12 protein-coding genes are annotated in these 11,231 nt (G+C 36.1%); 9 read left to right on the top strand and 3 right to left on the bottom strand.

The window, feature by feature from the left end; genetic code table 11:
* Window positions 1-23: 23 nt before the first annotated feature.
* The gene (pepB, locus tag BM088_RS00995) at window positions 24-1,316 is read right to left on the bottom strand and encodes an aminopeptidase PepB (RefSeq protein WP_091978934.1); all 1,293 of its coding nucleotides are present in this window, start codon (window positions 1,314-1,316) and stop codon (window positions 24-26) included.
* An 81-nt stretch (window positions 1,317-1,397) separates the two neighbouring features.
* Between pepB and sfsA the strand changes: the two genes are divergently transcribed.
* The 8 genes from sfsA (at window position 1,398) to BM088_RS00955 (ending at window position 7,691) form a co-directional block, all read left to right on the top strand.
* Window positions 1,398-2,120, top strand: a complete 723-nt coding sequence (gene sfsA / locus BM088_RS00990) for a DNA/RNA nuclease SfsA (RefSeq protein WP_091978932.1) — start codon at window positions 1,398-1,400, stop codon at window positions 2,118-2,120.
* A gap of 223 nt (window positions 2,121-2,343) precedes the next feature.
* Window positions 2,344-2,784 carry an RNA polymerase-binding protein DksA gene (gene dksA / locus BM088_RS00985; RefSeq protein ID WP_091978930.1) on the top strand — a complete coding sequence of 147 codons (441 nt, stop codon included), beginning with the start codon at window positions 2,344-2,346 and terminating at the stop codon, window positions 2,782-2,784.
* An 18-nt stretch (window positions 2,785-2,802) separates the two neighbouring features.
* Window positions 2,803-3,738: a tRNA glutamyl-Q(34) synthetase GluQRS gene (gene gluQRS / locus BM088_RS00980; RefSeq protein WP_091978928.1), complete on the top strand. Its 936-nt coding sequence runs from the start codon at window positions 2,803-2,805 to the stop codon at window positions 3,736-3,738.
* Between the two features lie 184 nt (window positions 3,739-3,922).
* Window positions 3,923-5,287, top strand: a complete 1,365-nt coding sequence (pcnB, locus tag BM088_RS00975; RefSeq protein WP_091978926.1) for a polynucleotide adenylyltransferase PcnB — start codon at window positions 3,923-3,925, stop codon at window positions 5,285-5,287.
* On the top strand, window positions 5,287-5,778 hold the full coding sequence (gene folK / locus BM088_RS00970) for a 2-amino-4-hydroxy-6-hydroxymethyldihydropteridine diphosphokinase (RefSeq protein WP_091978924.1): 492 nt from the start codon (window positions 5,287-5,289) through the stop codon (window positions 5,776-5,778). Before pcnB ends, folK begins: the two co-directional genes overlap by 1 nt.
* Before the next feature lie 25 nt (window positions 5,779-5,803).
* Window positions 5,804-6,598, top strand: coding sequence for a 3-methyl-2-oxobutanoate hydroxymethyltransferase (gene panB / locus BM088_RS00965; protein ID WP_091978922.1), 795 nt, complete (start codon window positions 5,804-5,806; stop codon window positions 6,596-6,598).
* On the top strand, window positions 6,598-7,449 hold the full coding sequence (gene panC, locus BM088_RS00960) for a pantoate--beta-alanine ligase (RefSeq protein ID WP_091978920.1): 852 nt from the start codon (window positions 6,598-6,600) through the stop codon (window positions 7,447-7,449). The genes panB and panC overlap by 1 nt, the downstream gene beginning before the upstream one ends.
* On the top strand, window positions 7,446-7,691 hold the full coding sequence (locus BM088_RS00955; protein ID WP_091978918.1) for a hypothetical protein: 246 nt from the start codon (window positions 7,446-7,448) through the stop codon (window positions 7,689-7,691). The genes panC and BM088_RS00955 overlap by 4 nt, the downstream gene beginning before the upstream one ends.
* 12 nt (window positions 7,692-7,703) lie before the next feature.
* Here the strand turns inward: BM088_RS00955 and BM088_RS00950 are convergent, their stop codons facing one another.
* Window positions 7,704-8,792, bottom strand: a complete 1,089-nt coding sequence (locus BM088_RS00950; protein WP_177207907.1) for an alpha/beta hydrolase — start codon at window positions 8,790-8,792, stop codon at window positions 7,704-7,706.
* 431 nt (window positions 8,793-9,223) lie between these two features.
* Between BM088_RS00950 and BM088_RS00945 the strand changes: the two genes are divergently transcribed.
* Complete coding sequence (locus BM088_RS00945) at window positions 9,224-9,433, top strand: cold-shock protein (protein WP_091978914.1); 210 nt, start codon at window positions 9,224-9,226, stop codon at window positions 9,431-9,433.
* 501 nt (window positions 9,434-9,934) lie between these two features.
* Here the strand turns inward: BM088_RS00945 and BM088_RS00940 are convergent.
* Window positions 9,935-11,203, bottom strand: coding sequence for an inorganic phosphate transporter (locus BM088_RS00940; protein ID WP_091978912.1), 1,269 nt, complete (start codon window positions 11,201-11,203; stop codon window positions 9,935-9,937).
* Window positions 11,204-11,231 lie beyond the last annotated feature (28 nt).

Genomic DNA, 11,231 nt, shown 5'->3' with positions numbered 1-11,231 from the left:
AACCTAACTGAGCATAGTTTAACTTATACTTTTTCAAGCAAAGTTCTGGCTACTGTACGCATACCTAAAGTAGTTGCACCTGCAGACCATTGGCTACCAGCACTATTTTCAAAGCAAGCTGCTAAGTCAATATGAACCCAACCTTGGCCTTCATTGCCTACAAAGCGAGATAAGAAACCAGCTGCATTTGACGCACCACCAAAACCACCACCTTTTTGTGAACGGCTATTTGCAGTGTCGGCATATGGAGATGGACATTTATCTTGATGCCATTTTTCAAGCGGTAGAGGCCAAGCAGCTTCAAATTCATCTGCTGCAAAACTTTCAACTTCACGGACAAGCGATTTATCTAAACCAAATAATGCATTATAGTCTTGACCTACAGCCATTAAAGCAGCGCCAGTTAAAGTTGCAGCATCTATAATTAGAGGGGCACCTGTTTCACTTGCTGCCATTAAGCCATCAGCCAGTACTAAACGGCCTTCTGCATCTGTATTTAGTATCTCAACTGTCGTACCATTTTTATAGGTTAAAATATCACCTAATTTATATGCGTTACCTGAAATTAAGTTTTCAGCACAACATAAAAATAGTTTAATGCGTTTATCTATGCCACGGTTTATTGCTAATGCTAATCCAGCCGTTACTGTAGCCGCGCCACCCATATCACATTTCATTGTAGCCATACCTTCACTGGCTTTTATAGAGTAACCGCCTGAATCGAACGTAATGCCTTTACCTACTAAAGCAGCCGAAACAGGAGCATTCTCATCACCTGTAGGGTTGTAATCTAACTCTAATAAAACTGGTTTACGATCACTTCCTCTACCAACACTATGAATGCCTATCCACTGAGCTTCTAATAAAGCATCGCCTTTTATTATTTGATAACTCACATGCTCAGGGGCTAATGACTGAATAAATTCAGCAGCCTTTTCAGCTAGGCTTTCAGGATTAATATCCTCTGCAGAACCATTTATCACATTACGTGCAAATACAGCCGATGCTTTTAAGTTAGCCAGCTCTTTTAAATCTGATTGTGAATTATCAACAAATGTCACACCATCTTGTGCTTTAGGGCTAACAAAACCTTGATAAAAAGCCCATTGACTTTCAGTACACCAAGCGTCACCTTCGAGTATTACATCACTAATACCTTGGCCAGCTAAAGCACGCGCTGATTTTTGTACGTGCTTTAAAGTTTCAGATTCAGATAAATGAACAAACGCACCGCTATTATCAAAAGATAAATTTACTTTACCCCAGTGGGCTGCGGGGGCTTGCTCTGTTAATCGTACAATCATTTTTTCGCTCATGTGCATTTCTCTTGCATTTTTGAAGTATCAAAAGTGTACTATAAGCAATACGCGCATCCTAACTAATTGAGACTAAATAAAATGAAATTTAGTAGTACCTTGCAATCTGCCACTTTAATTAAACGATATAAGCGCTTTTTAGCTGATATTGAGTTACCTAATGGTGAAATAAGAACGATACATTGTGCCAACACTGGTGCGATGACAGGCTGTGCAGAGACAGGTTTTAAAGTTCATTACTCTACAAGTGATAATTTAAAAAGAAAGTATCCAAATAGCTTGGAGCTTTGCCAAAATGAAAAGGGGGATATGATTTGTGTCAATACTTCCTTAGCAAATAAAATAGTGAGTGAAGGTATAGTTGATAAAGTCATACCTGAACTAAGACACTATCAAACAATTCAACAAGAAGTTAAATATGGTGATGAAAATAGTAGAATAGACCTATTATTAACTGATGAAAATCATGTAGATTGTTATATCGAAATAAAAAGTGTCACTTTACTGAAACAAAACGAACAAGGTGATGGTCAAGGGTATTTTCCTGATGCTGTGACAACTAGAGGATTAAAGCATTTAAGAGAGCTTATAAGCATGAAACAGCAAGGTCATCGAGCTGTTTTACTGTTTTTGGTACAACATCAAGGTATTAAAAAGTTATCTCCGGCTAGGCACGTAGATGCTAAATATGCAGATGGAATTCAACATGCATTAGATGCAGGGGTTGAAATTTTATGTTACAACACATATATAGATGTAAATATGATTGTATTAAATCAACCTCTGCCTTTTTTACCTTTATGAGGAATAAAGCAGAGATTAAAAACAGATATAATTTCTGTAACAATAAAAACAAACACTTACAAAATAACCGTTTAAAATTCAATCGACTTTAAACACTTATTTTTTAATAGATATTTATTATTTTCACTTGAAATAACAATATCTCTTGCTAATAGGTTGAGTTCTTGCTATTTATAGCCGCCGAATTTATATCGGGATTGAGAATAAGGATTAGGAGTCAGATATGGCAGAGCAAAAAAAACCAGGTCAATACGCTTACGCGGATATCGCACCGTATCAAGAAGCACCTGGTGAAGAGTACATGAGCGATGATCAACTAGCTCACTTTAAAAACATTCTTTCTACTTGGCGTACTCAATTACGAGAAGAAGTTGACCGTACAAAAAACCATATGCAAGATGAAGCTGCAAACTTTCCAGATCCAGTAGATAGAGCTGCACAAGAAGAAGAATTTTCTTTAGAATTACGTACCCGAGATCGCGAACGTAAACTAATTAAAAAAATTGAAAAAACACTCAAATTAATTGAAGAAGATGACTTTGGTTTCTGTAATTCATGTGGAATTGAAATTGGTATTCGCCGATTAGAAGCACGTCCAACAGCTGATTTATGTGTGGACTGTAAAACACTTGCAGAAATTAAAGAAAAACAGTCAGGCTATTAATAATAAGTATTCAAAAAGTTGAATGATTTATTATCTGGGGCATATCGAGGTCGATTTGCCCCTTCGCCTTCCGGCCCACTTCATTTTGGTTCCCTTGTTGCAGCTCTTGCTAGTTTTTTAGATGCAAAATCACATTTAGGTCAATGGTTAGTTCGTATTGAAGATATTGATACACCTAGAACCGTTAAAGGTGCCAGTGATTTAATATTATCAACTCTTGATGCCTACGGTTTGCATTGGGATGAACACATTACTTATCAAAGTGCGCAACTTGATTTTTATCAAACACATTTAGAAAAGCTTTTCGACGAATCTCAACTTTACGCCTGCCAATGTACAAGAAAACAAATTAAAGCTCTAGGCGGAATATATAATAATGCCTGCCGTAAGCTTGAATTACCAACAATTAACCAAGCTATTCGCATAAAGCAAAATTCTCCTGTATTAAAGTTCAATGACTTAATACAAAATAAAGTGAGTGTTAACACTTCATTTGCCACTGAAGATTATATTATAAAAAGACGAGATGGCTTGTTTGCATATCAATTGGTTGTTGTATTAGATGATATTCATCAAGGCATTACACATATTGTTCGCGGTGCTGATTTATTAGAACCAACGGTACGACAAATGAGTTTATTTAATGTATATAATGAAAATATCCCCTTATTTGCCCATGTGCCATTAGCTGTTGCAGAACCAGGTTTTAAACTTTCAAAACAAAATTATGCCCCAGCAATAGATATCACAAAACCACAATTGGCACTATTTGATGCATTGCGTTTTTTAGGCCAAGCACCTATTCCTGAATTATTGCATTTTAAAGTAGAAGAGATCATCGCTTGGGCTATTTCTCACTGGGATATAAATAAAATACCTAAAGTCACTGAAATTCAACTCATCAAAAATGAAAATAATCCACACTGCCAGTTTTTAGCCCTTAAAAACAACTAAAACATTTTATATATACTTAAATTTTGTGCTGCTCTGGTATATTATACCTGCCTTAAATTTAAATATAATTTCATCATGGTTTAGGAGACTTGTTATTATTTCCAAAATATTTGATTTTTGCCGTAAAGTCGTTGGGCAAAATGGACAAAAAAAAACCGAAGATCAATCTCAGGAAGTAACAAGTATGGACTCTCCTCTCGTTATTGAACGTTCAGAACATGGCGTTTCACGTAAAAGCTTTAGTCCTAATGCACTTAAAGTTTTATATCGTTTAAAAGATGGCGGTTATGATGCTTATTTAGTGGGCGGCTGTATCCGTGATGCCTTATTAGGCATAGAACCAAAAGACTTTGACATTGTCACTAATGCAACACCCGAACAAATTAAAAAACAATTTCGTAATTGCCGATTAATTGGCCGACGCTTTCGTTTGGCACATATTGTTTTTGGTAGAGAAATCATCGAAGTTGCCACTATGCGTGGTCATCATGATGCCCCAGAAGATAAAAACCAAGTTAGCCAATCAAGTGAACATGGTCAATTATTAAGGGATAACGTTTACGGCAGCATAGAGGAAGATGCTGAACGACGTGATTTTTCTATCAATGCACTGTATTACTCTGTAAAAGATTTTAGTATCAGAGATTTTGCTGGTGGCATGCAAGCCATTAAAAATAGGCGTATTGAGCTAATTGGCGATCCTGAAACGAGATACCGCGAAGATCCCGTTCGTATGTTACGTGCTATTCGTTTTGCAACAAAGCTAGATATGACCATAGCACCTGAAACTGAAGCTCCTATTTTTGACCTGTCATCTTTATTAGGTAATATTCCATCTGCACGACTGTTTGAAGAATGTTTAAAATTATTCTTAAATGGTAAAGCGGAACAAAACTTTTTATTATTAAGAAAGTATGGTTTATTTAAAGAGTTATTCCCAGCTCTTGATATTTTACTTGATGCATCTCCCGATGGTGATGAATTTCAGTTAACAAAACAAATGTTTATTAATACCGATAAACGTATTAATGCCAATAAAAAAGTAACACCCGCTTATATTTTTGCTATTTTACTCTGGTATCCACTGCAGAATCGTTGTGCGAAATTAATGCAACAGGAAAAACAAGCTGAATACGAAATTTTTAATTTAGCTATCAATCAAATTTTATCTGAAAGCGCAAAAAATATCGCTGTTCCTAAACGCTTTACCTTAGGTGCACGTGATATTTGGCATATTCAACAACGGATGCCAAGACGCAGTGGTCAACGTCCATTCAGGTTAACACAACAACCTAGATTTAGAGCATCATATGATTTCTTGTTGCTAAGAGCGAGTATATCTGGAGGTCCTTTAAATGAGCTTGCTGATTGGTGGACTGGCTATATAGATAATGACCCACAAGTACAAAAACAAATGGTTCAGGAGCTCAATTCACCTAAAAACTCTGGAAATACAGATCATTCGGATAAACCTAAAAAACGTCGCAGGCCTCGTAAGCGTAAACCTGTAAACAGTCAACCTGAAGCGCAGAATAAGCCAACAGAATAATGTCGAGCTATTACAAAGTATATTTAGGTTTAGGTGCAAACCTTAATGATCCGGTTAACCAAATTAACCAGGCTGTTACAGCACTAAAAGCCTTATCAAATACAAAAAATGAAATCCTAGTTTCTTCATTTTATACTAGTAAGCCTATGGGACCTCAGGATCAACCTGATTATGTGAATGCAGTTGCTTGCATTGAAACCAAGCTTGAACCCTTAGTATTGTTAGCACAAACACAAAAAATAGAACTAGATTTAGGTCGCGTCAGAAAAGATGAACGTTGGGGACCAAGAACTTTAGATATAGATATTTTATTGTATGGCGATCTCGTAATAGATTATCCAAATTTAAAAGTACCCCATTACGGTATGAAGCTCAGAGAATTTGTGATCTATCCCTTATTAGAAATAGCACCTGAACTCTACCTGCCGGACCAAACAACAATAAAAACTTTAAGCGAAACAGTGTCATTAAATGGCCTAACTAAAATTTAATATTTTTGAAAAATAGAGAATAACAATGTCAAAAATTAACGTATCGACTTTAAGAAAAATGAAAAATGAAGGCACTAAAATTGGTGCTTTAACCGCTTACGATGCTAGTTTTTCAAGCTTATTTGAAGACAATGGTGTTCATGTTTTATTAGTTGGTGATTCTATGGGGATGGTGTTACAAGGTGGCTCCGATACCTTGGCAGTCACAAATCAAGATATTGCCTACCATACAAAATGTGTACGTGCTGGTGCCCCTAATACATTTGTTATTGCTGATATGCCTTTTATGACTTATTCAAACGTCGCCGACACCTGTAAAAATGCAGCTCTATTAATGCGTTCAGGTGCCAATATGGTTAAGTTAGAAGGTGGAGAATGGCTATATGACTCTATTACAGCTCTAACACAACAAGGTATACCTGTATGTGGTCACTTAGGTTTAACACCACAATCTGTGCATGTATTTGGGGGTTTTAAGATTCAGGGCCGTGAACTCGAACAAGCACAAAAAATGATTGAAGATGCTAAAGCTTTAGAAAAAGCTGGAGCGCAATTATTAGTATTAGAATGTATACCCTCAGCACTGGCTAAACAAATAACAGATGCGGTTAATATACCTACAATTGGCATAGGTGCAGGAAACCAGACTGATGGCCAAATTTTAGTAATGCATGATTTAGTTGGTATTTCAGCAGGCTATATTCCTAAATTTTCTAAAAACTTTTTATTAGAGGCAGGTACAATGCCTGCAGCCGTAAAAAAATATATGACAGATGTCGCCAGTGGCGAATTTCCAGCAAAAGAACATGAATTCAACTAATGAAAACACTCTCTGAACTATCAGCTTTACGTGAACAAATAAAACAATGGAAACTAAATGGTTTAACCGTTGCTTTTGTTCCAACAATGGGCAATTTACATCAAGGTCACTTTTCACTGATTGAAAAAGCAAAATCAGTGGCTGATAAAGTTGTTGCAAGTATTTTTGTTAATCCCATGCAGTTTGGTATTAATGAAGACTTAGATAATTACCCCAGAACCTTAGAGCAAGACCAACAAGGCCTTGAAGCCTTAGATACTGATTTATTATTTACGCCAACACCTGACATCATTTATCCTAAAGGACTTGATGTCCAGACTTTTGTTGAAGTTCCTGGCGTATCACAAGGCCATTGTGCTGAGTCTCGCCCGGATCATTTCAGAGGTGTTTCTACTGTAGTATGTAAATTCTTTAATTTAGTACAACCTGATATAGCCTGCTTTGGCGAAAAAGATTTTCAACAATTGCAAGTGATCCGAACGATGGTTGAAGACTTGTCTATGCCGATAAAAATTATCGCGGTTTCAACAAAACGTGAAGAATCAGGTTTAGCTAAAAGCTCTCGTAACGGTTACTTAACACCTGATCAAAAAGATTTAGCGAAGGTTTTATATGCATGTCTACAAGAAACTCAAAAAGCGATAACAGCTGGAGTTCAAGATTATGACAAACTAATGGTTTCAGCTAAAAAGAGCCTATCTGATGCAGGACTAAAACCCGATTATTTCAATATTTGTGATAAATCAACTTTACAGCTAGCCAACCCTCAATGTAAAAGCTTTGTTATTTTAGCTGCTGCATTTTTAGGTTCAGTTCGTTTAATTGATAATATACAAGTAGATATACAATGAAGGCATTAGCTGTTTTCCTCACAATTTTTATGCTTTTAACTGGCTGTAGCGTGTCTAAAAAACAAGAAACTAGAGAGTATCAACTTGAAAGTAAACGCTGTGGACAAACATATTTTCAATGCACAAACACCTGTGGAAGTAAAAAAATTGGATTTGAATTATGTAATGCAAAATGTATTGATCAACAAAATCAATGTTTAGAATTTGCTGAACGCTTAAAAGTTATCACTCAAAAAGATTAAATTCATCACGCACTATTTGATACTGGATTGATAAAATACGGTATCAAAGATTGCCATCATTTCATCAAATTGAGGGTTAAATGTTAAACGCGAATGAACTTTATTATGCTCTTGATGCCCCCAGGCAGAATACCAAACCTCTCCTTTGTTATAACATTTCCTGTAAGCTATATCCGTTTGACCATTGTCACAAATCCTAAAGCCAGATGAATAACCTAAATAGTGATTATCGGGTTTAAATAAAACGCCCATATGTGAATAATTACTCACTTTATATTCAAGTATTTTGGCTGGTAAATTAACTATTCTATTATCATCAATATTTTTAGACTGGCCAAACCAAAGCAATTTTGAGTTTTTATTGGTAAATTTTTGCTTAAATAATAGAGCGACTTCTTCAACATTTACAACAGAATCAGCTTCACTAAGCACCATAAAAACGGGTTTTGAAAATTGACTCATCGCTAGCTGGGCTTGTACATCTCGACTTGTATAATAATATTGCGCAAATGCATTGCTTGGTACAGGTGAGTAACGAGTAATATTCTTCATTCTACGTGGTGATTTGATCCAAAGCCAAGGTTCATACCAAGGTAATAAAGGACTCAAACGAGCTAGCTTAGTTTTTGCTACAAATGCAGGTGAAAATAAGACTAAACCTTTTATGGCATCATCCATTAACGCAGCTGTTGTGACTAAATTTGCCCCTGTTGAAAACCCTCCTAAATACACTTCATCTACTTGCGCCTTTAATGCGTTTATTTGAATATCAACCAACCTCACCCAACTCTTTGATGATACTGAGAGTAAATCACCAGGGCGAGAACCATGCCCTGGTAATAGCAAAACTCTCACTAAAAAACCACGCTCACTGAGCTCCTGCGCGACATCCGAAAAATAATAAGGTGAATCACCTAAACCATGTACTAATAATATGCCCCTAGATTTCCCCTGATCTAAACTCGGTTTAGCTGATAGCTCAAACGGAGCATTAAACTTTATTTCTTTAGCCTTATTTTTAGTTAAAAATACGCGGTTTTCATTTAACCAAGTTACGGTTGCATTTTGATAGGCTTCAAAGCTTTTAAATTCTATGTTCAACTTTGTCCCTGATTCTTGATAGACTGCGTGCTGGGGTACCGAGTTTTTAGCACAGCCAGTTACAAAAATTATAAGGCTAAATAAGCTTAAATAACGATTTTGAAATATCACTCTAAACATGACGATTATATGAACACTGATTTAAATTTTAGTTTGGAAACAATCATATAATAAAATAAAAATAATTGTATTTTTATCACACTTCAAATATTGACTATAGAGTGATCCTATATATACTTAAAATTAGCTTGAAAATACGTTTAATATTTATGCAATACTTTATCGATGTAACACTAACTAATACCTCGTCCTGTTTTCATAAGTAATAGTACTATATTTCAGCAAAACAGCTGTTAAGGTAAATGGCTCCCCCCTAGGTCCGGTCGTCTACCTTAGTAGCAAAATTACTCTTGATAAAATAGGATTGAACAATGTCTAATACGACTACTGGTACTGTAAAATGGTTTAATGAATCTAAAGGTTTTGGATTTATTGAACAAGAAAATGGCCCTGATGTTTTTGCTCACTTCAGTGCAATTGAAAGTACTGGTTTTAAAACGCTTGCTGAAGGTCAGCGTGTACAGTTTGTTGTTACCCAAGGCCAAAAAGGTCCTCAAGCTGAAAAAATCACTGTGATTTAATACCTAAGTCAACGGTTTAATTACCAACTTAGATATTTTAAATAAGAAAAGGAAGCTAAAAGCTTCCTTTTTTTATTTAAAATAGCTCACTTCAGTATTTAATTAAACGCAGATATATAATAAATATGATTCAGGTATATGGCATTAAAGAAGAGATTCGGTGCCTAAACGCTCTCCTAATTGAATTTTATTAATTACAACGCTTAACTTTCCATTCTTTGAGCTGCGCAGTATGCTTTCCCTTTTAAAGCGCATTTACTGACATACGACTTACGTTCTCATCAAAAACTAAAAATCACACCAAACTCACTAAAGTAAATACACATCTTCTAGCTCACTTACTAAACGATGAGTTTACATTAAACTATTATCTCAACAAGTAATTCATACCTTTAAAGCTATGCATAAAAAAATCCGATGACTTATGTCACCGGATTTTAGTATTCTTTATAGCACAATTAAGCCGTTTAACTTATTTAATCGGCATCATCATATTTAGTTTTAGATGCCAAAACCAGTTCTTAAAATAAAGAAAATAGCTATCGCTAAAAACGCACCGATTGGTAATGTAATTACCCAAGAAACGACGATATTACGGATAACACCTAAGTTTAGCGCGCCAATACCTCGAGCCATGCCTACACCTAATACAGCACCAACCAAAGTTTGCGTTGTTGAGATTGGCATGCCAGTACCCGACGCAATAACAACAGTAGAAGCAGCAGCAAGTTCAGCAGCAAAACCACGACTAGGTGTTAAGTGTGTAATACCTTCACCTATCGTTTTCATTACATTTTTACCAAGTGTTGCCAAACCAACTACGATACCGATACCGCCTAGTGGTAAAATCCACCAAACTAATGTTGTTTTTTTAACGATTTCACCACCACTTTCAACAATACCTACGACCGCGGCAAGTGGTCCTATCGCATTGGCCACATCGTTAGAGCCATGAGCAAACGCCATACAAGCTGCCGTTAAAATCATCAATAAACCAAATACTTTTTCAACATTATTGAACTGCATTTGTTTATCTGCATTCAAATCAATTTTTAAACGTGATATTGCAATTTTACCAATCACACCTATCACAACAGCAATCGCAATAGCCCAAACAAAACCTTCTGTAGAACCCATGTGAATACCTACATGTTTCAAGCCTTTTTTGATGGTCACTAACGCCATTACAAAACCAGCTAAAGCCATGTAAAAAGGCACGTAACGTTTTGCATTTTTTAGCGGTTCAGCGGTATCAAAAATCAGTCGCTGCGAACTCATAAATATGAAATATGCAATCACACCCGATAATACTGGTGTGATAATCCAGCTACCAACGATACCACCGACCTTGCTCCAAGTTACTGCATCTGTTCCCACTGCAACTAAAGCAAAACCTATAATGGCACCAATAATTGAATGCGTTGTAGATACAGGCCAACCTAAGGCCGAAGCAATTAATAACCAAGCACCGGCAGCAAATAATGCTGAAATCATACCTAAAACAAATAAGTCAGGTGTATTTGTAAAGTATGAGGCGTCTATAATGCCCTTACGAATCGTAGAAGTAACTTCGCCACCAGCAAGATATGCCCCAGCGAATTCAAAAATCATTGCAATAATGATTGCTTGTTTAATCGTTAGCGCTTTTGAGCCAACAGATGTGCCCATTGCATTGGCAACATCATTTGCACCAATACCATAAGCCATGAAAAAACCAACTGCCGCAGCAATTAGAACTAAAATTGTGCCATAGGATGAAATAAAATCCATAGGATTACCTTTTCGCTTTAATTTTTAT

Origin of the sequence: Pseudoalteromonas denitrificans DSM 6059, from assembly GCF_900112265.1 — a bacterium.
In the GTDB taxonomy this organism is placed as follows: Bacteria; Pseudomonadota; Gammaproteobacteria; order Enterobacterales; family Alteromonadaceae; genus Pseudoalteromonas; species Pseudoalteromonas denitrificans.
This window is presented reverse-complemented; position numbering and strand designations above follow the sequence as displayed.

Bases quoted from the DNA above. Each gene is read 5' to 3' on its own strand.
- pepB (WP_091978934.1), bottom strand. From the start codon at position 1,316: ATGAGCGAAAAAATGATTGTACGATTAACAGAGCAAGCCCCCGCAGCC.
- sfsA (WP_091978932.1), top strand. From the start codon at position 1,398: ATGAAATTTAGTAGTACCTTGCAATCTGCCACTTTAATTAAACGATAT.
- dksA (WP_091978930.1), top strand. From the start codon at position 2,344: ATGGCAGAGCAAAAAAAACCAGGTCAATACGCTTACGCGGATATCGCA.
- pcnB (WP_091978926.1), top strand. From the start codon at position 3,923: ATGGACTCTCCTCTCGTTATTGAACGTTCAGAACATGGCGTTTCACGT.
- folK (WP_091978924.1), top strand. From the start codon at position 5,287: ATGTCGAGCTATTACAAAGTATATTTAGGTTTAGGTGCAAACCTTAAT.
- panB (WP_091978922.1), top strand. From the start codon at position 5,804: ATGTCAAAAATTAACGTATCGACTTTAAGAAAAATGAAAAATGAAGGC.
- panC (WP_091978920.1), top strand. From the start codon at position 6,598: ATGAAAACACTCTCTGAACTATCAGCTTTACGTGAACAAATAAAACAA.
- BM088_RS00955 (WP_091978918.1), top strand. From the start codon at position 7,446: ATGAAGGCATTAGCTGTTTTCCTCACAATTTTTATGCTTTTAACTGGC.
- BM088_RS00945 (WP_091978914.1), top strand. From the start codon at position 9,224: ATGTCTAATACGACTACTGGTACTGTAAAATGGTTTAATGAATCTAAA.
- BM088_RS00940 (WP_091978912.1), bottom strand. From the start codon at position 11,203: ATGGATTTTATTTCATCCTATGGCACAATTTTAGTTCTAATTGCTGCG.